This is a genomic window from Streptomyces sp. NPDC006872, assembly GCF_040635845.1.
Lineage (GTDB): Bacteria > Actinomycetota > Actinomycetes > Streptomycetales > Streptomycetaceae > Streptomyces.
In genome coordinates this window covers 26,731-52,242 of record NZ_JBEYIL010000025.1, presented here as the reverse complement: position 1 = coordinate 52,242, position 25,512 = coordinate 26,731, and the positions used below count along the sequence as shown (strand labels likewise).

At 71.9% G+C, this 25,512-nt stretch carries 26 protein-coding genes; 13 read left to right on the top strand and 13 right to left on the bottom strand.

The genetic code is table 11. From position 1 onward, the window contains the following. The first annotated feature begins 165 nt into the window (after positions 1-165). Complete coding sequence (locus ABZ725_RS46170) at positions 166-807, top strand: TetR family transcriptional regulator (RefSeq protein ID WP_351910520.1); 642 nt, start codon at positions 166-168, stop codon at positions 805-807. Positions 808-920: 113 nt separating this feature from the next. Here ABZ725_RS46170 and def read toward each other — a convergent pair whose 3' ends face one another. Then, entirely contained in the window at positions 921-1,475 is a 555-nt protein-coding gene (def, locus tag ABZ725_RS46165) for a peptide deformylase (protein ID WP_358808364.1), read from the bottom strand. A 158-nt stretch (positions 1,476-1,633) separates the two neighbouring features. Between def and ABZ725_RS46160 the strand changes: the two genes are divergently transcribed. The 5 genes from ABZ725_RS46160 (at position 1,634) to ABZ725_RS46140 (ending at position 6,185) form a co-directional block, all read left to right on the top strand. Beyond that, the gene (locus tag ABZ725_RS46160) at positions 1,634-2,872 is read left to right on the top strand and encodes a MurT ligase domain-containing protein (protein WP_351910524.1); all 1,239 of its coding nucleotides are present in this window, start codon (positions 1,634-1,636) and stop codon (positions 2,870-2,872) included. Between the two features lie 20 nt (positions 2,873-2,892). Next, complete coding sequence (locus ABZ725_RS46155) at positions 2,893-3,621, top strand: glutamine amidotransferase (protein ID WP_358808363.1); 729 nt, start codon at positions 2,893-2,895, stop codon at positions 3,619-3,621. Between the two features lie 193 nt (positions 3,622-3,814). Beyond that, positions 3,815-4,840, top strand: coding sequence for a 6-phosphofructokinase (locus ABZ725_RS46150; protein ID WP_358808362.1), 1,026 nt, complete (start codon positions 3,815-3,817; stop codon positions 4,838-4,840). A gap of 160 nt (positions 4,841-5,000) precedes the next feature. Beyond that, positions 5,001-5,951: a cytochrome c oxidase assembly protein gene (locus ABZ725_RS46145; protein WP_358808361.1), complete on the top strand. Its 951-nt coding sequence runs from the start codon at positions 5,001-5,003 to the stop codon at positions 5,949-5,951. 60 nt (positions 5,952-6,011) lie between these two features. Then, positions 6,012-6,185 carry a hypothetical protein gene (locus ABZ725_RS46140; protein WP_351910532.1) on the top strand — a complete coding sequence of 58 codons (174 nt, stop codon included), beginning with the start codon at positions 6,012-6,014 and terminating at the stop codon, positions 6,183-6,185. 11 nt (positions 6,186-6,196) lie between these two features. Here ABZ725_RS46140 and ABZ725_RS46135 read toward each other — a convergent pair whose 3' ends face one another. Genes ABZ725_RS46135 through ABZ725_RS46120 form a run of 4 tightly spaced genes read right to left on the bottom strand, consistent with a single transcriptional unit; the run spans position 6,197 to position 10,254 of the window. After that, entirely contained in the window at positions 6,197-7,399 is a 1,203-nt protein-coding gene (locus tag ABZ725_RS46135) for a histidine kinase (RefSeq protein WP_351910534.1), read from the bottom strand. Further along, positions 7,396-9,126, bottom strand: a complete 1,731-nt coding sequence (locus tag ABZ725_RS46130; protein ID WP_358808360.1) for a cation acetate symporter — start codon at positions 9,124-9,126, stop codon at positions 7,396-7,398. The genes ABZ725_RS46135 and ABZ725_RS46130 overlap by 4 nt, the downstream gene beginning before the upstream one ends. Positions 9,127-9,136: 10 nt before the next feature. Beyond that, positions 9,137-9,499 (bottom strand): hypothetical protein, encoded by a 363-nt coding sequence (locus ABZ725_RS46125; protein WP_351910538.1) that lies wholly within the window; start codon positions 9,497-9,499, stop codon positions 9,137-9,139. Between the two features lie 5 nt (positions 9,500-9,504). Then, positions 9,505-10,254 (bottom strand): LytTR family transcriptional regulator DNA-binding domain-containing protein, encoded by a 750-nt coding sequence (locus ABZ725_RS46120; protein ID WP_351910540.1) that lies wholly within the window; start codon positions 10,252-10,254, stop codon positions 9,505-9,507. Between the two features lie 78 nt (positions 10,255-10,332). Between ABZ725_RS46120 and ABZ725_RS46115 the strand changes: the two genes are divergently transcribed. From ABZ725_RS46115 to ABZ725_RS46090, 6 genes are all read left to right on the top strand, one after another. Continuing rightward, entirely contained in the window at positions 10,333-10,824 is a 492-nt protein-coding gene (locus ABZ725_RS46115; RefSeq protein WP_351910542.1) for an Lrp/AsnC family transcriptional regulator, read from the top strand. A gap of 124 nt (positions 10,825-10,948) precedes the next feature. Next, complete coding sequence (gene ddaH / locus ABZ725_RS46110; RefSeq protein ID WP_358808359.1) at positions 10,949-11,761, top strand: dimethylargininase; 813 nt, start codon at positions 10,949-10,951, stop codon at positions 11,759-11,761. Further along, a complete protein-coding gene (rocD, locus tag ABZ725_RS46105) occupies positions 11,758-13,011 on the top strand; it encodes an ornithine--oxo-acid transaminase (protein WP_358808358.1) in 1,254 nt (417 codons plus the stop codon). Before ddaH ends, rocD begins: the two co-directional genes overlap by 4 nt. Before the next feature lie 146 nt (positions 13,012-13,157). Next, positions 13,158-15,605 carry a SpoIIE family protein phosphatase gene (locus ABZ725_RS46100; protein WP_358808357.1) on the top strand — a complete coding sequence of 816 codons (2,448 nt, stop codon included), beginning with the start codon at positions 13,158-13,160 and terminating at the stop codon, positions 15,603-15,605. 67 nt (positions 15,606-15,672) lie between these two features. Next, on the top strand, positions 15,673-16,926 hold the full coding sequence (locus ABZ725_RS46095) for a SpoIIE family protein phosphatase (RefSeq protein ID WP_358808356.1): 1,254 nt from the start codon (positions 15,673-15,675) through the stop codon (positions 16,924-16,926). A 149-nt stretch (positions 16,927-17,075) separates the two neighbouring features. Continuing rightward, a complete protein-coding gene (locus ABZ725_RS46090) occupies positions 17,076-17,825 on the top strand; it encodes a lysophospholipid acyltransferase family protein (protein ID WP_358808355.1) in 750 nt (249 codons plus the stop codon). 77 nt (positions 17,826-17,902) lie between these two features. Here ABZ725_RS46090 and ABZ725_RS46085 read toward each other — a convergent pair whose 3' ends face one another. From ABZ725_RS46085 to ABZ725_RS46050, 8 genes are all read right to left on the bottom strand, one after another. Continuing rightward, on the bottom strand, positions 17,903-19,504 hold the full coding sequence (locus tag ABZ725_RS46085) for an alpha/beta hydrolase (protein ID WP_358808354.1): 1,602 nt from the start codon (positions 19,502-19,504) through the stop codon (positions 17,903-17,905). A 129-nt stretch (positions 19,505-19,633) separates the two neighbouring features. Beyond that, complete coding sequence (locus ABZ725_RS46080) at positions 19,634-20,392, bottom strand: urease accessory protein UreD (protein WP_358808353.1); 759 nt, start codon at positions 20,390-20,392, stop codon at positions 19,634-19,636. 1 nt (position 20,393) lies between these two features. After that, positions 20,394-21,071: an urease accessory protein UreG gene (ureG, locus tag ABZ725_RS46075; RefSeq protein ID WP_358808352.1), complete on the bottom strand. Its 678-nt coding sequence runs from the start codon at positions 21,069-21,071 to the stop codon at positions 20,394-20,396. A 127-nt stretch (positions 21,072-21,198) separates the two neighbouring features. Then, a complete protein-coding gene (locus ABZ725_RS46070) occupies positions 21,199-21,873 on the bottom strand; it encodes an urease accessory UreF family protein (RefSeq protein WP_358808351.1) in 675 nt (224 codons plus the stop codon). A 28-nt stretch (positions 21,874-21,901) separates the two neighbouring features. Then, a complete protein-coding gene (locus ABZ725_RS46065; RefSeq protein WP_358808350.1) occupies positions 21,902-23,623 on the bottom strand; it encodes an urease subunit alpha in 1,722 nt (573 codons plus the stop codon). Beyond that, positions 23,616-23,927 (bottom strand): urease subunit beta, encoded by a 312-nt coding sequence (locus tag ABZ725_RS46060; protein WP_358808349.1) that lies wholly within the window; start codon positions 23,925-23,927, stop codon positions 23,616-23,618. Before ABZ725_RS46060 ends, ABZ725_RS46065 begins: the two co-directional genes overlap by 8 nt. Positions 23,928-23,937: 10 nt before the next feature. Next, positions 23,938-24,240, bottom strand: coding sequence for an urease subunit gamma (locus ABZ725_RS46055; protein ID WP_168506700.1), 303 nt, complete (start codon positions 24,238-24,240; stop codon positions 23,938-23,940). Positions 24,241-24,468: 228 nt separating this feature from the next. Further along, positions 24,469-24,747 (bottom strand): type II toxin-antitoxin system Phd/YefM family antitoxin, encoded by a 279-nt coding sequence (locus ABZ725_RS46050; protein ID WP_358808348.1) that lies wholly within the window; start codon positions 24,745-24,747, stop codon positions 24,469-24,471. Positions 24,748-24,870: 123 nt separating this feature from the next. Here ABZ725_RS46050 and ABZ725_RS46045 point away from each other — a divergent pair, with 123 nt between their 5' ends. Next, complete coding sequence (locus ABZ725_RS46045; RefSeq protein WP_358808347.1) at positions 24,871-25,506, top strand: ATP-dependent Clp protease proteolytic subunit; 636 nt, start codon at positions 24,871-24,873, stop codon at positions 25,504-25,506. The last annotated feature ends 6 nt before the right edge of the window (positions 25,507-25,512 follow it).

The window sequence follows — 25,512 nt, the reverse complement described above, 5'->3', positions numbered from 1 at the left end:
CGGAACGTGCATGTTACTAGCGGTAACCCGGAGTCTGTTACCCGCTGGTAGGAAAAGTCAACTCCTGATGGCAGGCCCGGAGCCCTCCGGCCCGTTCGATGTCAGGCTGCTGTCAGGTGTTAGTTTGCGCAGGCGTCACCGAATCAGCACGGGTGGGGAGAGCACATGGACACCACGCAGCGGACCGAGCAGCAACGGTCCGCCGACCGCCGACGGCGCGAACTGCTGGAGGCCGCCGACCGGGTGGTGCTGCGCGACGGCCCACAGGCCTCGATGAACGCCATCGCCGCCGAGGCCGGCATCACCAAGCCCATCCTCTATCGCCACTTCGGCGACAAGGGCGGGCTTTACGCCGCCCTTGCCAAGCGGCACACGGACGCCCTGCTGGACTCGCTGCGGGCGGCGCTGGACGCTCCCGCCGAGCGCCGGGAGCGGGTCGAGGCCACGCTCGACACCTACCTCGCCGCCATCGAGGCCCGGCCCCAGGTGTACCGGTTCCTGATGCATCCGGCCGACGGGTCGCCCGGGGAGCAGGGGTTCGACGTCGGCAAGCACTCAGCTCCGCTGCTTCGGCGGATGGGCGAGGAGTTGGCCCAGGTCATCGAGGAGCGGCTGGATCTCGGGCCCGGGAGTCAGCAGCTCGCCCGGGTGTGGGGGCATGGGATCGTCGGGATGATGCACGCGGCCGGTGACTGGTGGCTGGGCGAGCGGCCCTGCACGCGGGCCGAGCTGGTGCGGAGCCTTGCCGACCTGTTGTGGGGTCGCCTGGCGGCGGCGGGGGACAAGGTCGGCGGTCCGGGGTTCTGACGGTTGGATTTCGGCCGCGGGTCCGTCGTGGCTGGTCGCTCCCCCACTCTCGGCTGTGCTCGAGCGGGGGACCCCCATCGCGGCGGAGCCGCAAGTTGATACAGCCCGCGCCCCTAGGTCAGCGACCCCGCCCTGTGCCAAGAAGCTCGGGTCACTTGATGCATCAGTCGTCTCCGGCGCCAGCCGGTCACCCTGTCCGCGTAGACCAGCCCCTCCAGGTGGTCGCACTCGTGTTGCAAGCATCTGGCAAAGAAACCCGTGCCTCGTACCGTGATCGGCTCGCCCGTCACCGTGAAGCCCTCGACCACCGCCTCGTCGTAGCGCTCCGTTCCCGCCTCCAGGCCCGGCAGGGAGAGACAGCCCTCCGGGCCGCGCAGGACGATGCCGTCCGTCTCCACCAGGCGGGGGTTCACCACATGGCCCAGGTGACGGACGTCGTCGTCGTCCGGGCAGTCGTAGACGAAGACTTTCAGCCGCTCGCCCACCTGGTTCGCGGCGAGGCCCACGCCCTGGGCCGCGTACATCGTGGCGAACATGTCCTCCACGAGACGGGCGAGTTCCGGGCCGAAGTCGGTGACGTCCTCGCAACGGGCGTGCAGGACGGGATCGCCGAGCAGGGTGAGGGGCCGGACGCGCCCGTGGGCGCCCGGGATGGAGCCGTGTCGCATGGCGGCAAGGGTACGGTCCTTTCTGACACGCGCATGCCGTCCGCGGGCGGGTGGTGGTGCCGGGATTCGGGAGTGCGAATGGATCTCGATAGGCTGACCACCTACCACGTTGCCGTACGGCAGAGGCGCGGCGCGTACGCAAGGAGGATCGAGAACTGATGGCAGGCAACTCGGACCCGCTCACGCCGCGGGCCAAGATCGCCGTGACCGCGGGCAAGGCGGTCGCAGCGGCATCTCGCGCCGCGGGGCGCGGCAGCGGTTCGGTGATCGGCGGCCGGGTGGCGCTCAAACTCGACCCCGACCTCCTCGCCCGGCTCGCCCAGAACCTGGACGTCATCCTCGTCTCGGCGACGAACGGGAAGACGACGACCACCAGGCTCATCGCCGAGGCGCTGCGGGCCGCCGGGCCGGTCGTGTCCAACGCGCTCGGCGCCAACATGCCGGCCGGCATCACCTCGGCCCTCGCGGGCGGTTCGGACTCGAAGTACGGCGTCATCGAGGTCGACGAGAAGTACCTCGCGGGCGTGGCCCGGGACACCGCCCCCAAGTGCATCGCGCTGCTCAACCTCTCCCGCGACCAGCTGGACCGGGCCGCCGAGACGCGCATGCTCGCGGAGAACTGGCGTGAGGGGCTCGCCGGTTCGAAGGCCGTCATCGTCGCGAACGCCGACGACCCGCTGATCGTGTGGGCCGCCTCCTCCTCGCCCAACGTGATCTGGGTGGCCGCCGGCCAGATGTGGAAGGACGACGCCTGGTCGTGCCCGTCCTGCGGCGGCGTCATGCAGCGGCCCGGCGACGACTGGTTCTGCGGTGAGTGCGGCTTCCGGCGGCCGCGGCCGAGCTGGACGCTGTCCGGGGACCACGTGCTCGACCCGCACGGCTCCGCCTGGCCGATCCATCTGCAGCTGCCCGGTCGTGCCAACAAGGCCAACGCCGCCTCCTCGGCCGCCGTCGCCGCCGTCTTCGGGGTGCCGCCGCAGGTGGCGCTGGAGCGGATGTACCAGGTGCAGGCCGTCGCCGGACGCTATGACGTCGTCCAGTTCCAGGGCCGTGACCTGCGGCTGCTGCTGGCGAAGAACCCGGCGGGCTGGCTCGAGACGTTCAGCCTGATCGATCCGCCGCCCACTCCGGTGATCCTCGCGGTGAACGCGCGCGGCGCCGACGGCACCGACACCTCCTGGCTGTGGGACGTCGACTACACGCGGCTGACCGGCCACCCGATCTTCGTCCTCGGCGACCGGAAGCTGGACCTGGCGGTGCGCCTGGAGGTCGCCAATCAGCACTTCCAGGTGTGCGACAACCTCGACCAGGCCGTGCAGCAGGCGCCGCCGGGCCGGATCGAGGTCATCGCGAACTACACCGCGTTCCAGGACCTGCGCCGCCGCGTCGGCAACTGACCCCGAAGGACGACCACTTCATGAGCGACAACCAGCTACGGATCGTGTGGGTCTACCCGGACCTGCTCAGCACCTACGGCGACCAGGGCAACGTCCTGGTCGTGGAGCGCCGGGCGCGGCAGCGCGGCCTCGACGTGGCCCGTCTCGACGTGCGCAGCGATCAGCCGATCCCGACCTCCGGCGACATCTACTTCATCGGCGGCGGCGAGGACCGGCCGCAGCGGCTGGCGGCGGAGCGGCTGCGGCGGGACGCGCATCTGTACCAGGCGGTGAACAACGGCGCGATCGTGTTCGCGGTCTGCGCCGGCTACCAGATCCTGGGTCACGAGTTCGTCAACGACCTGGGCCAGCGCGAGCCCGGTCTCGGTCTGCTGGACGTCACCACGGTGCGCGGCGAAGGCGAGCGGTGCGTCGGCGACGTCCTCGCGGACATCGACCCGCGGCTCGGTCTGCCGCAGCTGACCGGCTTCGAGAACCATCAGGGCATCACCCACCTCGGCCCGACCGCCCGCCCCCTCGCCCGCGTCCAGATCGGCAAGGGCAACGGCACGGGCGACGGTACCGAGGGCGCCTACAACGACACCGTGTTCGGCACGTACATGCACGGGCCGGTGCTGGCCAGGAACCCGCTGATCGCGGACCTGCTGCTGAAGCTGGCGCTCGATGTGAACGCGCTCCCGCCGAGCGACGACCGCTGGTACGAGGCGCTCCGGGGCGAGCGGATCGCGGCGGCGCAGCAGCCTGCCTGACCGGGTGTCGTTCACCTGATTTTCAGAGTGCCGTCAGCAGCCCGTCTGACGGTACATCCGCACAGGTGAGCAGGCACGTCCAGCAGGCGGACGTGTGCTTCGGCCCCGCCCCCTCCTGCGGTTAGGGTGGCGGGGATTCGAGCCGGACAGTGTGGTCCGGGTCCGGCCCACGTGGAGAAGGTTGTTGCGGGCTATGCGCATTGGTGTCCTCACGTCCGGCGGCGACTGCCCCGGCCTGAACGCCGTCATCCGGTCCGTCGTGCACCGTGCCGTCGCCGACCACGGCGACGAGGTCATCGGCTTCCGGGACGGCTGGAAGGGCCTCCTGGAGTGCGACTACCTCAAGCTCGACCTCGACGCGGTGAGCGGCATCCTCGCCCGCGGCGGCACGATCCTCGGCTCCTCCCGGGTCCAGCCCTCGCATCTGCGGGACGGCGTCGAGCGCGCCCGGGGCCATGTCGCGGAGCTCGGCCTCGACGCGATCATCCCGATCGGCGGTGAGGGCACGCTCAAGGCGGCCCGGCTGATGTCCGACGCGGGGCTGCCCATCGTCGGCGTGCCGAAGACCATCGACAACGACATCGCCGTCACGGACGTCACCTTCGGCTTCGACACGGCGGTCGGTGTCGCGACCGAGGCGCTGGACCGGCTGAAGACCACCGCCGAGTCCCACCAGCGGGTGCTCGTCGTCGAGGTCATGGGGCGGCACACCGGCTGGATAGCGCTGCAGTCCGGCATGGCGGCCGGCGCCCACGCCATCGTCGTACCGGAACGGCCCTTCGACATCGAGGAGCTGGCCCGTCGGGTCGGCGAGCGGTTCGAGGCGGGCAAGCGGTTCGCGATCGTCGTCGCCGCGGAGGGGGCCAAGCCGAAGGCCGGCTCGATGGCCTTCGACGAGGGCGCGAAGGACATCTACGGGCACGAGCGGTTCGCCGGGATCGCCCGTCAGCTCTCCATCGAGCTGGAGGACCGGCTCGGGAAGGAAGCCCGGCCGGTCATCCTGGGGCATGTGCAGCGGGGCGGTACGCCGACCGCGTACGACCGGGTGCTGGCGACCCGGTTCGGCTGGCATGCGGTGGAGGCGGTGCATCGCGGGGAGTTCGGGAACATGACGGCTCTTCGGGGCACCGACATCGTGATGGTGCCGTTGGCCGCGGCCGTGGAGACGCTGAAGACCGTGCCGGCGGATCGGTACGCGGAAGCGGAGTGCGTGCTTTAGCCGGCTTTGGCGGGTGCGGCGCCGTCGTGGCTTGTCGCGCAGTTCCCCGCGCCCCTCAGGTTGGTATCCATGCCCCCGGTCGCAAGTGCGGCCGGGGGCGGTTCTACTCTGGTGGGCGGTCGGAAACGTACAACCCCCCACGAATCAGGAGCTGCCCACAATGGATCACGGCGGGCACGGCATGACCATGGATCTGCCGCCGTTCACGCTGGGGCGAGGTCTTCAGTGGTCGGCGGATCCGTTCTTTCTCGTCGCCTGTCTGGTGGGGCTCGGGCTGTACGGGTGGGGGGTGCTGCGGCTGCGGCGGCGCGGGGACGCGTGGCCGGTGGCGCGGACCGTCTCGTTCGTCGTCGGGGTGCTCACCATCATGCTCGTGATGTGCACCGCGCTGAACGACTACGGGATGGTCATGTTCAGCGTGCACATGGTGCAGCACATGGTGATCAGCATGCTGTCGCCGATCCTGATCCTGCTCGGCGCCCCCATGACGCTCGCGCTGCGCGCGCTGCCGGCCGCCGGCCGGGGCCGCAAGGGGCCGCGTGAGCTGCTGCTGATGCTGCTGCACAGCCGTTACATGCGGATCATCACCCATCCCGCGTTCACGATTCCGCTGTTCATCGCGAGTCTCTACGCGCTGTACTTCACGCCGCTGTTCGACTTCCTGATGGGCTCCAGGACGGGGCACGTCGCGATGATGGTGCACTTCCTCGCGGTCGGCGTGGTGTTCTTCTGGCCGATCATCGGCGTGGATCCGGGGCCGACCCGGCCGGGCTATCTGATGCGGATGCTGGAGCTGTTCGCGGGCATGCCGTTCCACGCGTTCTTCGGCATCGCGCTGATGATGGCCTCGCAGCCGATGGTCGAGACGTTCAAGAACCCGCCCGCCTCGCTCGGCATCGACGCGCTCTCCGACCAGAACGCGGCCGGCGGCATCGCCTGGGCGTTCAGCGAGGTCCCGTCCGTGCTGGTGCTGATCGCCCTGCTGTTCCAGTGGTACGGCTCCGAGCAGCGGCAGGCCAAGCGCAAGGACCGGGCCGCCGACCGGGACGGGGACCAGGAGCTGGAGGCGTACAACGCCTATCTTGCGTCGCTCGACGCACGCGGGCGCTGAACCCGGGGCACCATGGAGGGGGACCGCCCTGTGGGAGGGCGGCCTGAGGAGGGTGTCGCGATGGCCGGTACCACGGACAGTTCGACGAAGACCATGGGGGTGCTCACCGTCGGCGGACTCGTCATGGTGACCGCCTACACGGTGGCGCTCGGCAGCAACGGCTGGCTGTGGTTCGGCTGGGTCGTGCTGGGGCTGATCACCCTCGCACTCATCGTGCTGCGGACGACCAACTGAGAGCCTGAGGGCTAGGGGGTGAGGCGGGCCGCCGAGTGCACGCCCGGCTGGTACTTCGGCAGCCGGGCGGTGATCTTCATGCCCGCTCCGAGGGCGGTCTCGATGACCAGGCCGTAGTCGTCGCCGTAGACCTGGCGCAGCCGGTCGTCCACGTTGGACAGCCCTATGCCGCCGGAGGGGCTGACCTCGCCGGCCAGGATGCGGCGCAGCGCGACCGGGTCCATGCCGGCGCCGTCGTCCTCGATGACGACGAGGGCCTCGGCGCCGGCGTCCTGCGCGGTGATCTGGATATGGCATTTGTCGGCCTTGCCCTCCAGTCCGTGTTTGACGGCGTTCTCCACGAGGGGCTGCAGACAGAGGAAGGGCAGGGCCACCGGGAGGACCTCGGGGGCTATCTGGAGGGTGACGGCGAGGCGGTCGCCGAAGCGGGCCCGGACCAGGGCCAGGTAGTGGTCGATGGCGTGGAGTTCGTCGGCCAGGGTGGTGAAGTCGCCGTGCCGGCGGAACGAGTAGCGGGTGAAGTCGGCGAACTCCAGGAGCAGTTCGCGGGCCCGCTCGGGGTCGGTGCGCACGAACGACGCGATCACCGCGAGCGAGTTGAAGATGAAGTGCGGGGAGATCTGGGCGCGCAGGGCCTTGATCTCCGCCTCGATCAGCTTCGTCCGGGACTGGTCGAGGTCCGCCAGCTCCAGCTGGACGCTCACCCAGCGGGCCACCTCGCCGGCCGCCCGGACCAGTACCGCGGACTCGCGGGGCGCGCAGGCGACGAGGGCGCCGTGCACCCGGTCGTCGACGGTGAGCGGGGCGAGCACCGCCCAGCGGACGGGACAGTCGGCGTGCTCGCAGCTGAGCGGGAAGGCCTCGCCCCGGCCGCTCTCCAGGGGCCCGGCGAGCCGCTCCATGATCTCCGTGCGGTGGTGTCCGCCCACTCCGTCCCAGGCCAGCACCTCCTTCTCGTCGGTCAGGCACAGGGCGTCCGTGCCGAGCAGGGTGCGCAGTCTGCGGGCCGATCTGCGGGCCGTCTCCTCCGTGAGGCCGGCCCGCAGCGGGGGCGCGGCGAGGGAGGCGGTGTGCAGGGTCTGGAAGGTGGCGTGCTCGACCGGGGTGCCGAGGCCGCCCAGGCTCTCCGGGCGGGCGGTGCGGCGGCCCAGCCAGAAGCCCGCGGCGACGAAGGGGAGGATCGCGATGCAGACGCCCGCCAGGAAGTCGCTCATGCCTTCGCCTCCGCGGCCCGCAGCTCCTCCGTGCGCAGTTCCTCCGGGAGGTGGAAGCGGGCCAGGATCGCCGCCGTTCCGGCCGGGACCCGGCCCGGGGTGGCCAGGGACACCAGGATCATGGTGAGGAAGCCGAGCGGCACGGACCACAGCGCCGGCCAGGCGAGCAGGGCGTGCAGTCCGCCCGTGCCGGGGAAGCCGGCCATGGTGGCGGCGACGGCGAGGAACGCCGATCCGCCGCCCACCAGCATCCCGGCGGCCGCGCCGGGCGGGGTCAGCCGGCGCCACCAGATGCCGAGGACGAGCAGCGGGCAGAAGGAGGACGCCGACACGGCGAACGCCAGTCCGACGGCGTCGGCCACCGGCAGCCCGCCCACCAGGAGGCTCGCGGCGAGGGGCACGGCCATGGCGAGGCCGGTGCCGAGCCGGAAGTGCCGTACGCCGCGGGTCGGCAGGACGTCCTGGGTGAGCACGCCCGCCACGGCCATCGTCAGCCCCGAAGCCGTGGACAGGAACGCGGCGAACGCTCCCCCGGCGACCAGCGCGCCCAGCAGGTCGCCGCCGAGGCCGCCGATCACCCGGTCGGGCAGCAGCAGGACGGCCGCGTCGGCGTCGCCGCCGAGGGCGAGCTCGGGGGCGTAGATGCGGCCCAGCGCGCCGTAGACGGGCGGCAGCAGGTAGAAGGCGCCGATGAGTGCGAGGACGGCGACCGTGGTGCGGCGGGCGGCCACTCCGTGCGGGCTGGTGTAGAAGCGCACGACGACGTGCGGCAGGCCCATGGTGCCGAGGAACGTGGCGAGGATCAGTCCGTATGTGGCGTACAGGGGGCGCTCCTCGCGGCCGACGGCCAGCGAGGTGGACATCCCGCCGTTGTTGCCGCGCTCGGCGACGGGTACGGCGGCGCCCTCGGCGAAGGTGAGGCGGGTGCCGCGCTCGATGCGGTGGGCGCCGGCCGGCAGGCGAAGGACGGCGTCCTTGTGCGGACGCCCGTCGACACGGCCGTCCACCGTCACGGTCAGGGGGCTCCGCAGCCTGAGGTCCAGGGTGTCCTCGACCCGGACGACCCGCTGTTCGCGGAAGGAGGCCGGTTCGTCGAAGGCGTTCTGGGGGGCTCCGTCGCCCTGCCAGGCGAGGAGCAGGAAGAGGGCGGGGACGAGGAGCGCGGTGAGCTTGAGCCAGTACTGGAAGGCCTGTACGAAGGTGATGCTGCGCATGCCGCCCGCGGCGACGGTCGCCGTGACGACCACGGCGACGATCAGCCCGCCGAGCGAGTCGGGGGCGCCCGTCAGGACGGTCAACGTCAGGCCCGCGCCCTGGAGTTGGGGCAGCAGGTAGAGCCAGCCCACGCCGACGACGAACGCGCCCGCGAGCCGCCGGACCGACTGGGAGGCCAGCCGGGCCTCGGCGAAGTCGGGGAGCGTGTAGGCGCCGGAGCGGCGCAGCGGCGCGGCGACGAAGAGCAGCAGGACCAGATAGCCGGCGGTGTAGCCGACCGGGTACCAGAGCATGTCCGGGCCCTGGACCAGGACCAGCCCCGCGATGCCGAGGAAGGAGGCGGCGGAGAGGTACTCGCCGCTGATGGCGGCCGCGTTGAGGCGGGGGCCGACGGTGCGGGAGGCGACGTAGAAGTCGGAGGTGGTGCGGGAGATGCGCAGGCCGAAGGCGCCGACGAGGACGGTCGCGACGACGACGAGGGCGACGGCGGGGACGGCGAACGTCGAGTTCATCGTGCGTCCTTCATCGGTCCTCGACCAGCCGCACGAAGTCCCGCTCGTTGCGTTCGGCGCGGCGCACGTACCAGCGGGCGAGCAGGACGAGCGGGGCGTAGAGGCAGAAGCCGAGGACCGCCCATTCGAGGCGGTGGGCGTCGGGCATCGCCGCGAAGAGCAGCGGCAGCGGGCCGACGAGGAGCGCGAGGACGGCGAACACCGTGAGGGCGGCGCGCAGTTGGGAGCGCATGAGGGAGCGGACGTAGGTGTGACCGAGGGTGGTCTGCTCGTCGATCTCGGTGCGCGGGCGGTAGTAGCCGGAGGCGCGGCGGCGGGTACGGCGGGCGGGACCGGAGACGACGACGCGCCGCTCGACGGGGTCCTGAGGCATCGGGCTTACGTCCTCCTCATCAGCAGGTCCCGCAGTTCGCGGGCGTGGCGGCGGCTGACCTGGAGCTCCTCGCCGCCGACCAGGACGCTCACCGTGCCCGCGTCCAGGCGGAGTTCGCCTATGTGGCGCAGGGCGACGAGGTGGCGGCGGTGGATGCGGACGAAGCCGCGGGCGCGCCAGCGCTCCTCCAGGGTGGACAGGGGGATGCGGACGAGGTGGCTGCCGCGGTCGGTGTGCAGACGCGCGTAGTCGCCCCGGGCCTCGACGTGGGTGATGTCGTCGACGGCGACGAAGCGGGTCACTCCGCCGAGTTCGACGGGTATGTGGTCCGGGTCGGGCTCGTGCACGGGGATGCGCGGGGCGGTGCCGCGCAGTTCGGCGGCGCGCCGGACGGCCTCGGCGAGGCGTTCCTTGCGGACGGGTTTGAGGACGTAGTCGACGGCCTTCAGGTCGAAGGCCTGGACGGCGAAGTCCTCGTGGGCGGTGACGAAGACGACCAGCGGGGGTCTGGCGAAGCCGGTGAGGAGCCGGGCCAGGTCGAGGCCGTCGAGGCCGGGCATCTGGATGTCGAGGAAGACGACGTCGATGGCCTCGGGGCCCGCGGGGCCGGACTCCAGGGCGCGGTTGATGCGGCGCAGCGCCTCGGTCGCGTCGCCGGCGCCCTCCACGCTGCCGATCCGCGGATCCGCGGTGAGCAGGTAGAGCAGCTCTTCCAGCGAGGGGCGTTCGTCGTCGACGGCGAGGGCGCGCAGCATGAAGGTGGAGTGTAGGGGCGATCGGCACCACTGGACATGTACCGGGGTGTGGACCTGTGCGCTGGATACAGTGCCCGCATGAACAGCGCGACCGCCCCTTTCGACGAGCTGGACCGGAAGATCATCACTGCTCTGATGGCGAACGCCCGGACGAGCTTCGCCGAGATCGGCACGGCCGTGGGCCTGTCCTCGACGGCCGTGAAGCGCCGGGTGGACCGGTTGCGGGAGACCGGGGTGATCACGGGGTTCACGGCCACCGTGCAGCCGTCGGCGCTGGGCTGGCGCACGGAGGCGTACGTGGAGGTGTACTGCGAGGGCGCCGCGCCCCCCAGGCGGCTGGCGGAGGTGGTGCGCAACCATCCGGAGATCACCGCGGCGATGACGGTGACGGGCGGGGCGGACGCGCTGCTGCACGTGCGGGCGCGGGACGTGGAGCACTTCGAGAACGTGCTGGAGCGGATCCGGGCCGAGCCGTTCATCCGGAAGACGATCAGCGTGATGGTGCTGTCGCATCTGCTGCCGGAGAGTCCGGAGGCGGGAGCGACACAGGCCGCACCAGACGTGCGTTGAGACGGGGAAAGACGCAGGATTGCTGCGTGGACACGCAGCTCTTGTTCCTTGTCGAGCGTATCTCCCGCTTCGTACCGTGGTGTCAACCCTCAGTCGACACCGTTGGAAGCGGAGGAACCCCTCTGTGCCCGATTCCCGTGTGCGGCGCTCTCGGCGCTTTCTCGTCTGCGAACCCAGACACTTCGCCGTGCAGTACGCGATCAATCCCTGGATGCATCCCGACACCCCGGTCGACATCGATCTCGCCCGGGGTCAGTGGCAGGCGCTGATCAGCGCCTATGAGGCCCACGGCCACACCGTGGACACCGTGGAGCCGGCGCCCGGTCTGCCCGACATGGTCTTCGCCGCGAACTCGGCGGTCGTCGTCGGCGGCCGGGTCTTCGGCTCCCTGTTCCACGCGCCCGAGCGGCGTGGTGAGTCCGTGCACTACGACACCTGGTTCAAGGCGGCCGGGTACGAGGTGTACCGGCCCGAGTCCGTCTGCGAGGGCGAGGGCGATCTGGTGTGGACGGGCCGGTACATGCTGGCCGGCACCGGGTTCCGGACCACCCGGGACGCGCACCGCGAGGCGCAGGAGTTCTTCGGCCATCCGGTGATCAGCCTGACCCTGGTCGACCCGCACTTCTACCACCTGGACACGGCGCTGTTCGTGCTGGACGAGGAGAACATCGCGTACTTCCCGGAGGCGTTCTCGCCCGGCAGCCGCGAGGTGCTGGCCCGGCTGTTCCCGGACGCCGTGCTGGCGACCCGGGACGACGCGCTGGCGTTCGGGCTGAACTCCGTCTCCGACGGCCGCCATGTCTTCATCGCGCCGCAGGCCGAGGCGCTCGCCGCCCGGCTCGGCGAGCACGGCTACCTTCCTGTCCCCGTCGACCTGTCGGAGTTCCACAAAGCCGGCGGCGGCATCAAGTGCTGCACCCAGGAGATCCGCTCATGACCGCGCCCGTCGTCCCCCCGCGTTCGTCCGCCGCCGACTCCGCGCGCTCGTCCGACGAGCTGATCCGCGCCGAGGGTCCGGTCCTCGCGCACAACTACCATCCGCTGCCCGTGGTCGTCGCGCGCGCCGAGGGCGCCTGGGTGGAGGACGTCGAGGGCCGCCGCTATCTCGACATGCTGGCCGGCTACTCGGCCCTCAACTTCGGCCACCGCCACCCCCTGCTGATCGAGGCGGCCCACCGCCAGCTGGACCGGCTCACGCTGACCTCCCGCGCCTTCCACAACGACCGCCTCGCCGAGTTCGCCGAGCGGCTCGCGGAGTTGACCGGCCTGGACATGGTCCTGCCGATGAACACCGGCGCGGAGGCGGTCGAGAGCGCGGTCAAGGTGGCCCGCAAGTGGGCGTACGAGGTGAAGGGCGTCCCGGCCGACCGGGCGACGATCGTGGTCGCGGCCGACAACTTCCACGGCCGTACGACGACCATCGTGAGCTTCTCGACGGACGAGACGGCCCGGGCCGGCTTCGGGCCGTTCACGCCGGGCTTCCGGGTCGTCCCGTACAACGACCTGGCCGCGCTGGAGCGGGCCGTCGACGAGACCACGGCCGCCGTGCTGATCGAACCGATCCAGGGCGAGGCGGGCGTCGTCATCCCCGACGACGGCTATCTCGCCGGGGTGCGGGAGCTGACCCGGCGGGCGGACTGTCTCTTCGTGGCGGACGAGATCCAGTCCGGGCTCGGGCGCACCGGGCGGACGCTGGCCCTGGAGCACGAAGGGGTCGTGCCCGATGTGCTGCTGCTCGGCAAGGCGCTGGGCGGCGGGATCGTGCCGGTGTCGGCGGTGGTGGCCCGGCGCGAGGTGCTGTCCGTGCTGCGGCCGGGCGAGCACGGGTCGACGTTCGGCGGCAATCCGCTGGCCGCCGCGGTCGGCACGGCGGTGGTGGAGCTGCTGGAGACGGGCGAGTTCCAGCGCCGGGCGGCCGAGCTGGGCGTCGTCCTGCGGGACGGGCTGACCGGGCTGGTCGGCAAGGGCGTCGTCGGCTTCCGGGCGCGCGGACTGTGGGCGGGCGTGGACGTCGACCCGGCCGTCGGCACCGGCCGGGAGGTGAGCGAGCGGCTGATGCGGGAGGGCGTCCTGGTCAAGGACACCCATGGCTCGACGATCCGGCTGGCGCCGCCGCTGACCATCACCGGCGAGGAACTGGGCGCGGCGCTGGCCGCGTTGGAGAGGGTGTTGGCCCAGGGGGCCTGACGGACCCGCCGTCACCCCGGATCCGGCCGGGTACGGCGGTCGGTCGCCCCGGCCGGACTCCCGGGTGGCTCAGCCGCTGTCGTGCAGGCAGGGTGAAGATTGGGTCAGGAGGTGGTAGACCACTCTCAGCGACAGAGAGGTCGACCGTGGGCACACACGACGAGGACGACGTTGCCCGCCGGCGGTTCGACGTGGCGGACACCGCGCCCCTGCTGCTCGACGCAGGGGGCGCGGTCACGAGCTGGACCAGGGACGCCGAGCGGTTGCTGGGGTATCCGGCCACCGAGGCCGTGGGCCGGTCCCTGGCCGGGCTGCTCACCCACGCGGACGCCGCGCGGCTGCCGGACGTCCTCGAGCGGTGCCGTCGGGAGGGCGGCTGGGCGGGACTGCTGTCGGCCCGCCGGATGGACGGCCGGGCGATCCCGGTCATGGCCCGGATCACCTCGGCGCACGAGCCCGGCGGCCCGGCGCGCTGGCTGGTGCTGATGAACGAGATGGGCGACGCCCCCGGCTGGAACATGAGCCGGTCGATGCTGGAGCAGATGGTCGCCGGCTCCCCGATCGGCATAGCGATCGTGGACACCGACCTGCGCTATGTGTGGTCGAACGCGGCCCTCTCCCGGTTCGGCGGCGGCCCGCCCGAGCACCGGCTGGGGCTGCGGCTGGCCGATGTGCAGCCGGGGCTCGACTCCGAGGCCGTCGAGGCGCAGATGCAGCAGGTGCTGGAGAGCGGCGAGACGGTCGTCGGGTACGAGCACCTGGGGCACGTTCAGGCCGCGCCGCACCGGGAGACGGCGCACATGCTGTCGTTCACCCGGCTGGACGACGACCACGGCAGCCCGATGGGCGTCTACTACACGGTCGTGGACATGACCGAACGGCATCGCGCCCGGCAGCGGCTCGCCCTGCTCGACCGGGCCGGCCGGCACATCGGCCGCAGCCTGGACATCGCGCGGACCGCGCAGGAGCTGGCGGACGTGGCGGTGCCGGAGTTCGCCGACGTCGTCACCGTGGACCTGCTGGAGCCGGTGCTGCGGGGCGCGGAGCCCGCGCCCGGGCAGGCGGCGGACGGCCCCGAGGGCTCCGTCACGCTGCGCAGGGCGGGCCGGCGGACGGCCGACGGGCCCGAGGCGCCGACCGGCACCCCTGCGGTCGCCTACCGGGCCGGTTCGCCTCCGGTGCGCGCTCTGGTCGGCGGGCGGCCCTGGCGGGTCGAGCGGCTCGACCCGCCGGACGCTCTCGGCATGGAGTGGGTGGCGGACCCGCCCGCCGGGTCCGAGCGGCCCAGCGCCCTGATCGTGCCGGTCCGGGCGCGCGGCGCCACCCTGGGCGTCACCACGTTCCTGCGCGGCGACCGGCGCGAGCCCTTCGACGAGGACGATCTGGCCCTGGCCGAGGACCTCGTCTCACGGGCGGCCGTCTGCGTGGACAACGCCCGCCGGTACACCCGCGAGCGCGACGCGGCTCTGGTGCTGCAGCGCAGCCTGCTCCCCCGCCGGCTGCCCGAACAGGACGCCGTCGAGGTGGCCGCCTGCTACCGGCCGGCCGACGAGCTGACCGGCCTCGGCGGGGACTGGTACGACCTGATCCCGCTGTCCGGGGCCCGGGTGGCCCTGGTGGTCGGCGAGGTGCCCGGGCACGGCATCGATGCCGCCGCGGCCATGGGCCGGGTGCGCACCGCGGTGCGTACCCTCGCCGCCCTGGACCTGCCGCCCGAGGAGATCCTCGCGCACCTCGACGACCTGGTCGCCCGGATGGACCACGAGGAGGGGGTGGCCCAGGAGGCGCAGCCCCGGACCGACGGGACGCAGGCCGTCGGGTCCGCGTGCGTGTACGTCGTCTACGACCCCGTCGACGGGCGGTGCACGATGGCCGCCGCCGGGCAGCCCGCCCCGGCCGTGGTCCTGCCCGACGGCACCGTGCACTTCGTCGAACTGCCCCGGACGTCGCCGCTCGGCTCGGGCGGGCCGCCGTTCGAGTCGACGGAGGTGACCCTGCCGGAGGGCAGCACGCTCGCGCTGCACACGGACGGGCTGCTGGCCCAGGGCGAGAACTGGGCGCTGGACACCGACCGGGCACGGCTGCGGCGGGCCCTGGAGCGGTCGGCGGACACGCTGGAGCTGAGCTGCCGGGCGGTCATCGACGCCCTCGTCCCGGACCGTCCGCACGACGATGTGGCCCTGCTGATGGCCCGGACCCACCGGCTGGCCGCCGACCGGGTCGCCGACTGGGAGCTGCCCGCCGATCCCGCGGCGGTCGCCGAGGCCCGCAAGACCGCGAGCCTGCGACTGGCGGAATGGGGACTCGCCGAGCTGTCGTTCACCACCGAGCTGGTCGTCAGCGAGCTGGTCACCAATGCCATCCGCTATGCCACCGGGCCGATCCGGCTCCGGTTGATCCGCGGGCGCACGCTGGTCTGCGAGGTCTTCGACGGCGGCGCCACCGCACCCCATCTGCGCCATCCGCGCGCCACCGACGAGGGCGGCCGCGGGCTGCTGCTGGTCTCCCAGGTCACCCAGCGGTGGGGCACCCGTTTCCTCGGCGAGGGGAAGGTCATCTGGGCCGAGCAGTCGCTCGCGGACCCCGGCGTGTGACAGGCGAGCCCCCTCACATCACCTCACGTGAGAAAATATGGCAAAACCGGCAGATGGGGCGCTAGCCATGAACGACACGGCGATCGACTACGCGGCGGTGTTCCAGGCCCTGCCGGGCATGGTGGCGCTGTTGACGCCCGAGCTGCGGTACGCGGACGCCAACGAGGAGTTCCTGCGCGTGTCGGGCCGCAAGCGCGAGCAGATGATCGGCCGGCACCTCTTCGACGTCTTCCCCGACAACCCCGACGACAAGGCCGCGAGCGGCATGCGCAACCTGGAGGCCTCGCTGCGGCGGGTCCTGGCCACCGGCGACCGGGACACCATGGCGCTGCAGCGCTACGACGTCGAGTCGGCCGAGCAGCCCGGCGAGTGGGAGGAGCGCTACTGGAGCCCGGTCAACGCGCCGGTGTACGGCCCCGACGGTTCGGTGGTGCTGCTGGTGCACCGCGTCGAGGAGATCACCGAGCTGATCCGGGCCCGCGGCGGCCGCGGGGCGGGCGGGAACGGATCGCCAGCGGGCAGCCGGGGGCGCGTCCTGGAGGCCGAGCTGTACACCCGCGCCCGTGAGCTCCAGGAGCTCAACGAGCGGCTGCGGCTGGCCCACGCCCGGGAGCGCGAGGTGGCCCTCGCCCTGCAGGAGGCGATGCTGCCCGCCCGCCGCCAGGTGGGCCACCACCGGGCGGCCGTGCGCTACCGGCCGGCGGTCGGCGCGCTCAATGTGTGCGGGGACTGGTACGACCTGGTCGACCTCGTCGGCGGCAACCGCATCGGCGTCTCGGTCGGCGACGTCGTCGGACACGGTCTGGAGGCCGCCGGGGTGATGGGCCAGCTGCGCAGCGCGCTCAGCGCGGCCTCCCGGGTGGCCGCGGGCCCGGCCGAGGCGCTGAACGTCCTCGGGCGGTACGCACATGTCGTGGACGGCGCCGAGTCGGCCACCGCGGTCACCACGTTCATCGACTTCGACCACCACACCATCACCTACAGCAGCGCCGGGCATCCCCCGCCCGTCCTGGTGCACGCCGACGGCCGCGTGGAGTTCCTCGACCGGGCCACCGACCCCCCGCTGGACGCCCGCCCCACCCCGGTCCCCCGCCCGCAGGCGCGCACCGCCTTCGCCGACGGCGCCACCCTCGCCCTGTACACCGACGGACTGGTGGAACGGCGGCACGAGGACATCGACACGGGCGTGGGCCGCCTCGCCGACGCCCTCGCCCGGCACCGGGAGGACAACCCCGAAACCCTGGCCGACGCCGTCCTGTTGGAGCTTCTGCCGCCCGGCGGCGCAACCGACGACACGGCCCTCGTCGTCGTACGGCTGTGACGGCGGCGACGGCCGGGAGCCGTCGTGGGGCCGCGTCGGCACGGTTTCGGCCGTCGCCGCCTGCCCCTACACTGACACCCCACACCATGCCGGTTGACCTGCTGGAACACGGCGAAGAGCCGATCCGCCGGACTTGAGGAGCGACTCCCTTGTTCTACTACCTCCTGAAATACGTGGTGTTGGGACCGCTGCTGAGACTGCTCTTCCGACCCCGAATAGAGGGCCTGGAGCATGTGCCGGACACGGGAGCGGCCATCGTCGCGGGCAACCATCTCTCGTTCTCGGACCACTTCCTGATGCCCGCGATCCTCAAGCGCCGCATCACGTTCCTCGCGAAGGCCGAGTACTTCACGGGTCCCGGCCTCAAGGGCCGGCTGACCGCGGCCTTCTTCCACAGCGCGGGTCAGATCCCGGTCGACCGCTCCGGCAAGGACGCGGGCCAGGCCGCGATCCGCGAGGGCCTCGGGGTGCTGAGCAAGGACGAACTGCTCGGCATCTACCCGGAGGGCACCCGCTCGCACGACGGCCGGCTCTACAAGGGCAAGGTCGGCGTCGCGGTGATGGCCCTCAAGGCCCAGGTGCCGGTGATCCCCTGCGCGATGATCGGCACCTTCGAGGCACAGCCGCCCGGCAAGGTGATCCCGACCCTGCACCCCGTGGTGATCCGCTTCGGCAAGCCCCTCGACTTCTCCCGCTACCTCGGCATGGAGAACGAGAAGGCGGTGCTGCGCGCGATCACCGACGAGATCATGTACGCGATCCTGACCCTGTCCGAGCAGGAGTACGTGGACCAGTACGCGGCCGTCGCCAAGGCGGAGGAGACCGCGGCCAAGGCAGCGGCCAAGGCGGCCGAGAAGCCGGAGAAGGAACGCAGGTTCCCGCGACTGCCGTCGCGGTGACGAACCGTCAGAATGCTTGAGGGGCGGCCGGATCGATCCGGCCGCCCCTCCGCTGTGCTACCCGTCCGCGGCCGTGACTACGGCTTCGGCGTGGCGTGCGGTGTGCAGGTCACGTCCTCGGCGTCCAGCTTGCCGGTGAGGAGGTAGGCGTCCACCCGGGTGTTGATGCAGGTGTTGACCAGGCTGGTCACGCCGTGGGAGCCGGCGTCCTTCTCGGTGATCAGGCGGGAGCCCTTGAAGCGCTGGTGCAGTTCGACGGCGCCCTCGTAGGGGGTGGCCGCGTCCCGCTCGGACTGCACGATCAGCACCGGCGGCAGACCCTTGGCCGTCTTGACGTTCACCGGAGTCTGCTGCTGGACCGGCCAGGTGGCGCAGGGCAGGTTGAGCCATGCGTTGGCCCAGGTCATGAACGGGTAGTCCTTGTGGAGCGCGGTGTTGTCCCGGTCCCACTTCTTCCAGCTGGTGGGCCACTTGGCGTCGGTGCACTCGACGGCCGTGTAGACGGCGTTGCCGTTCTCCGAGGCGATGTTGCCGGCCGTGTCGCTCAGGTCGGGAGCGGCCGCGTCGACGAGGGCCTGGGTGTCCCCGGCGAAGTACCGGCTGAAGACGGTGGCGACCGGGATCCACGAGGAGTCGTAGTACGGGGCGCTCTGGAAGAAGCCGATCAGCTCGGCCGGGCCGACGACCCCGCCGATGGGGTTCTTCTTCGCGGTGGCGCGCAGTTCGAGCCACTTGGCCTGGACGGCGGCGCGGGTGGTGCCGAGGTGGAAGGTCGCGTCGTTGGCGGCGATCCAGTCCTGCCAGTCCTTCCACCGGCCCTCGAAGGCGACGTCCTGGTCGAGGTTGGCCTCGTACCAGATCTTCTGGCGGGAGGGGTTGACCACGCTGTCGACGATCATGCGGCGCAGGTGGCCCGGGAACATGGTGCCGTAGACGGCACCGAGGTAGGTGCCGTAGGAGACGCCCAGGAAGTTGAGCTTCTGCTCACCGAGGGCGGCGCGGATGACGTCCAGGTCGCGAACGGTGTTCGGCGTGGTCATCTGCGCGAGCACGGCCTTGCCGGTGCGCTCGGCGCACCCTTGCGCGTACTCACGGGCGAGCTTGCGCTGGGCGAGCTTGTCGGCCTCGCTGTCCGGGACGGGGTCGGCCTTGGGCGCCTTGACGAACTCCTGCGGGTCGGCGCAGGAGATGGGCGCGGAGTGGCCGACACCGCGCGGGTCGAAGCCCACGAAGTCGTAGGCCTTGGCCACGTTGGCCCAGACGGGGGCCTTGGTGACGACCCGGCGCGGGAAGCGCAGCCCGGAGCCGCCGGGGCCGCCGGGGTTGTAGACGAGCGCGCCCTGGCGCTCCGCGGGCGTGCCCGTGTTGCCGATGCGGTCGACGGCGAGCTTGATCTGCCTGCCGTTGGGCTTGGCGTAGTCGAGCGGCACGGTGACCCAGCCGCACTGGATCGGCTTCTCCAGGCCCCAGTCGGCCGGGCAGTCCTGCCAGTCGATGCCCGCCTTCGCGGCGCGCTCGGCGGCGATGGCGGCGCCCCGAGCCTCGCGGTCCTGTCCCGAACGGCCGCTGGTCGCGCTCGCCGTGGGCGCCGCGACGGCGCCGGCGATCAGCGCGGCGGTGACGAGTACGCCTGCCGAGCCGAGCGCGGCGGTGCGCTTGTTCGGTCGTATGTCCCTCAAGTGGGCCCTCCCCCTGCCTGGTTACTGCCTGGTCATGTCAGCAGGGGGATCCTTTCGGCTGTGAGCCGCCTGAGAACAGGTGTCGTTGACCTTCTTTGCCAATCCGATAACCGGAGAGGGGGATACCGCTCACCGGATATCGAGCGCGATGAGCGTTTCGTCCAGTACGCGCCGCAACCGCAGCCCGTCGGCCGCGACAGCCGTGACGAGGGCGGCGGGCCCGGCCAACGGCATGACGCAGGCGTGCTCCCCGAAGACCTGGGCGGTCACCGGCTGTTCGGCGAATTCCGGCCGCACGACGACGACTTGTCCCACGGCACGGTGTCCCGCGAGCACCGCCGGCCCGTCCCAGCCGCCGGGCGCGCCCGGTCCGCAGGCCAGTTCCTGGTCGAGCACGACCCGCCCGGCGACCCGCACGACCAGCCGGCCGGTGAGCCTGCCGGGCTCCTCCCCCACCCGCCCGAGGACCTGCTCCTCGCGCAGCACCAGCCGGGCGCCGGCGGCCAGGTCCGCCCGGGTGGTGAGGAACAGGTCGCTGCCCTGCGCCGAGATCAACGGCTCGGGCAGCCAGTGCAGTTCGCCGCCGTCGGCGACGGTGAGGCGTACGTCGTAGTGGGCCTCCTCCTTCATCTGACCGGGGAGCGCGATGGTGGCGGCGGCCGAGCCCACCCGCAGCCGGGCGCCGCTCTCGACGTCCGCCTCGACGGCGAACCGGTCACCGCCGAGGGGTCCGCTCATCGCCCCGACGAGCATGACCCGTGCCTCGCCGTCCGTTCCCCGGGTGCGCCGCAGCGCGAGCGGCCCGTCGCTCTCGAGCACCGGGAGGGCGGTCCCCCCACGCCCGTCGCGCCTCGCCCCGATCCGCGCGGTGGCGTGCACGCCGCTCATGTCACGCCGTCCAGCCGGCGAACTGCGCCCGCACCCACGCGGCGACGTCCGCGACCCCGCCCTCGCTCCGCAACGACTGGAAGACGACCGGCAGTTCGGCACGCTGGGCCTTGGCGTCGGCGGCCATCCGGGCGAGGTCGGAGCCGACGTACGGCGCGAGGTCGGTCTTGTTGACGACGAGCAGATCGGCGGTGGTGACGCCGGGGCCGCCCTTGCGCGGGATGTCGTCCCCGCCGGCGACGTCGATCACGAAGATCTGCGCGTCGACGAGCCCCTTGGAGAAGGTGGCGGTGAGGTTGTCCCCGCCGGACTCGACGAGGATCAGGTCCAGCGGCCCGACCTCGTCCTCCAGGTCCTCCACCGCTTCGAGGTTCGCGGAGATGTCGTCCCGGATCGCGGTGTGCGGGCAGGCGCCCGTCTCGACGGCCGTGATCCGCTCGGGCGGCAGCACGGCCTCCCGCAGCAGGAACTCGGCGTCCTCCCGTGTGTAGATGTCGTTCGTGACGACGGCGAGCGACAGCTCGTCCCGCAGCGCGCGGCAGAGCGCGGCCACGGTCGCGGTCTTCCCGGACCCGACGGGCCCACCGAGCCCGATCCGCAGAGCACGGCGACTGCCGTCGGGACGACGGGCGTCGGCGCTGACGGCGGCGGGACCGTCGTGGGTGTGGTCGAGATGCATGGCTAACGGCTCCTAACTCTTTCAGCCCGTCCGGCGTTTGAGGACGAGGCCCTTTCGGGGCCGAACGGGGGTCTGGGGGCAGAGCCCCCAGGGTCGGGAAGGGAAGGGGCGGCGGGGGCGAGAAAACTCACGAGGCGAACAGCCGCACCGGCCAGGCGGCGTGCACCTCCGCGCCGATCTCCAGCAAGGGCGCCGACGCCGCAGGCAGAGCATCGACCCCGGCGGCCGGGACGGCCGCCCCCGCGGACACCGCCCGGTCGACCACCCGGTCCAGCTCCGGCGCCAGCCGGGCCAGTACCGCGGTCGCCTCGAACGGGTCGAGGCTCAGCAACCGCACCACGGCCGTGGCCGGTCCGCTCACGCTCTCGTAGACCGCGCAGTACGCCGCGTCCTCAGCGCCGAGGCCGGCCGCCCGCGCCGTCAGCCCCAACACCACCGGCTGATGCGCCCCTTTGGGGAACTCCCGTGCCACGGCGTCGAGTTCGGCGCTCGGCCAGGTCGCCCGGGCGGCCCGCATCAGCTGCCGGCCCAGTTTCCGTGCGGCCGCCCGCAGCGCCGGGGACGGCGTGCGGGCGTCCGCCGCCGCGTCCAGCTCCGCCGGGTCCGCCCCGGCGGCCGCCGCCGCGGCCAGCGCCGCCGCCACCAGTCCCGCCGTGTGCAACCGCCCCCGGCAGAAGGCCGCCAGGTCGACCGCGCCGGTGATCCGGCCCGCCTTCACCGCCGCCTCCGCCCCGCCGGAGTGCGCATGCCCTCCGGCGGGGAAGCGGCCGTCGGCCAGGACGAGAAGTGCTGCCCTTGTCACATCGATGCCTTCACAGCCGTCACAACCCTCAGAACAGGAAGTAGCGCTGGGCCATGGGGAGTTCGGCCGCCGGAGTCGCCTCGACCAGTTCGCCGTCGATGTGCACGGCGAAGCTGTCGGGGTCGACCTGGACGCGCGGCCGGGCGTCGTTCTCCCGCATGTCCGCCTTGGTCACCGCGCGCGTGGACTCGATGGCGACGAACCTCTTGCCCAGCTGCAGCCGCTCCGGCAGCCCGTCCTCGATCGCCAGCGGTGCCACGAAGTTGAACGAGTTGGCGGCCGGGGCGCGGCCGATCGCGCCGAACATCGGGCGCGGCAGGATCGGCTGCGGGGTCGGGATCGACGCGTTGGCGTCGCCCATCTGCGCGTAGGCGATCTGTCCGCCCTTGATGACGAGGTGCGGCTTGACGCCGAAGAACGCCGGCTCCCACAGCACCAGGTCGGCGAGCTTGCCGCCCTCGATCGAGCCGATCTCGCGGGCCAGCCCCTGTGCGAGCGCCGGGTTGATCGTGTACTTGGCGATGTAGCGGCGTACGCGGTGGTTGTCCGCCCGGCCGTCGCCCGGCAGCGCGCCCCTGCGCCGCTTCATCACGTGCGCGGTCTGCCAGGTCCGCAGGATGACCTCACCGACCCGGCCCATGGCCTGGGCGTCGGAGGAGATGATCGAGATCGCGCCGAGGTCGTGGAGTATGTCCTCCGCCCCGATCGTCGAGGGGCGGATCCGGGACTCGGCGAAGGCGAGGTCCTCCGGGACCGCCGGGTTGAGGTGGTGGCACACCATCAGCATGTCGAGGTGTTCCTCGGCGGTGTTCACCGTGTACGGCCGCGTCGGGTTGGTCGAGCTCGGCAGCACATGCGGCTCGGAGACGACGGTCATGATGTCCGGCGCGTGTCCGCCGCCCGCGCCCTCGGTGTGGTACGCGTGGATGCCGCGTCCTGCGATCGCGCCGAGCGTGTCGCCCACGAACCCGGCCTCGTTGAGGGTGTCCGTGTGGATGGCGACCTGGATGCCCGTCCGGTCGGCGACGGTCAGCGAGGCGTCGATGACGGCCGGGGTCGAGCCCCAGTCCTCGTGCAGCTTCAGGCCCAGCGCCCCGCCCCGGATCTGCGACAGCATCGCCTCGTGCGAGACGGTGTTGCCCTTGCCGAGGAAGCCGATGTTCAGCGGGTACTGCTCCATCGCCTCCAGCATCCGGGCGAGGTGCCACGGGCCGGGCGTCACGGTGGTCGCCTTCGAGCCCTCGGCGGGCCCGGTGCCGCCGCCGACCAGCGTCGTGACGCCCGCGGACAGCGCCTCGTCGGCGATCTGGGGGCAGATGAAGTGGACGTGCGCGTCGACCGCGCCAGCCGTCAGGATCCGCCCGTTGCCGGCGATGATCTCGGTCTCCGGGCCGATCACCAGGTCCGGGTGGACGCCGTCCATCGTGTCGGGGTTGCCCGCCTTGCCGATGCCGGTGATCCGCCCGTCGCGGATGCCGACGTCGGCCTTCACCACACCCCAGTGGTCGACGACGACCGCGCCCGTGATGACGGTGTCGGGCGTGCCGTCTGCGCGCGTAGCGCGGGACTGTCCCATCGACTCACGGATGACCTTGCCGCCGCCGAAGACCGCCTCCTCGCCGGCCAGACCGGGGCCGCCGCAGCGGTCCTCCTCGATCTCGATCAGCAGGTCGGTGTCGGCGAGCCGGATGCGGTCGCCGGTCGTCGGGCCGAACAGGTCGGCGTACGCGGCACGCGAGATCTCAGGCATCGAGGGCACCTCCGGTCTCCCCGCGCAGACCGGGCACGACACGGGCGCCGGCGAGGGGGACGAGTTCGACGTCGACGGGGAGCCCGGGCTCGAAGCGCACGGCGGTGCCGGCGGCGACGTTCAGCCGTTTGCCGCGCGCGGCGGCGCGGTCGAACTCCAGGCCCGGGTTGGCCTCGGCGAAGTGGTAGTGGGAGCCGACCTGGACCGGCCGGTCGGCGGCGTTGAGCACGGTGAGCCGGGTGACCTCACGGCCCTCGTTGTAGACGACCGGCTCGTCCGCGAACAGGATCTCTCCGGGAATCATCGCGGCCCCCTCAGACGATCGGGTCATGGACGGTGACGAGCTTGGTGCCGTCCGGGAAGGTGGCCTCGACCTGCACGTCGTGGATCATCTCGGGGATGCCGTCCATGACGTCGTCGCGGGTGAGGATCTTGCGGCCGGAGGACATCAGCTCGGCGACCGTACGGCCGTCACGCGCGCCTTCGAGGATGTGCGACGTGATGAGGGCCACGGCCTCCGGGTGGTTGAGCTTGAGTCCACGGGCCCGGCGCTTCTCGGCGACGTCGGCCGCCACGTGGATCAGCAGCCTCTCCTGCTCGTGCGGGGTCAGTTGCACGTCCCACCTCACATCCTCGCTCCGGACCGTGCGGGGCCCGGTTGCCGCGGCCACGGGGAAAAGCCCCTGGTGGCATGGACGGGCAGGCTAGTTGGACCGCATTTCGAACAAGTTAACCGAGCTGTGATGTATACGGCACGAGGGCCGTCCCGAAGGCCGCCTCGGATGCCGTCCCGAAGGCCGTCCCGGAGGTCGCCTCTGGGGCCGCGCCGGTTGCCGCCTCGGGTGTCACCTCGGGTTCGGGCCCCGGTGTTCCGCGGCGATCCCGAACCGCTGCTGTTCGCGAGGAGCGGACGCGACCTCGCGGACGGCGGAGACCGAGCTGATCACCGGCTCCTCGGCGGGCCGGTCCAGATCGTCGAGTCGCTCCAGGTCGGAAGCGGAGACGAGGGCGACGAGGGGCTTGCCGTGCCGTGTCACGACGACGCGCTCACCGCCGTACACCACGCGGTTGATCAGGTCGGCGAGCTCAGCCCTGGCTTGCGTCACCGGAATCTCGTAGGCCATGACCCCATTGTAACGTCACGTACGTCCTGTACATTTTTTACAGACGTCGGCAGACGTCGACAGACACCGACAGACACCGACAGATACCGACGGACACCGTCAGACATCGAAGGAGGGGGCACGATGAACCGACCGTCCGCCCGCCATGTCCTGCCCGAGTTCACCGAGCGCACGAGCTTCGGGCACCGGACGATGGATCCGTACTCGAAGCTGCTGGAGGAGCGGATCGTCTTTCTCGGGACGCCGATCGACGACATCTCGGCGAACGACGTGACGGCCCAGTTCATGTACCTGGAGCACAAGGACCCCGACCGGGACATCGCGCTGTACATCAACTCCCCCGGCGGCTCGTTCAGCGCGATGACGGCCCTCTACGACACGATCCGCTTCGTCGCCTGCGATGTGGAGACGACCTGCCTGGGCCGGGCGGACTCGTCCGCCGCGGTGCTGCTCGCGGCCGGCACGCCGGGCAAGAGGTTCGCGCTGCCGGGGGCGCGGATGACGATCCGCCAGCCGTCGCTGCCCGGGCCCGTCGAGGGCCAGGCCGACGATCTCGCGATCCAGGCGGAGGAACTGGCCCGCACCCGGGCGAGCCTGGAGGAGATGCTCGCACGGCACACCGGGCGGACGCCGGAGCAGGTGACCGCGGACATCGAGCGGGACAGGACCCTCACCGCCCAGGAGGCCCTGGAGTACGGCCTGGTGGACGGGATCATCCCCAGCCGCAAGGCCTCGGCCGGCACACAGGGCGGGAGGTGAGTCGCC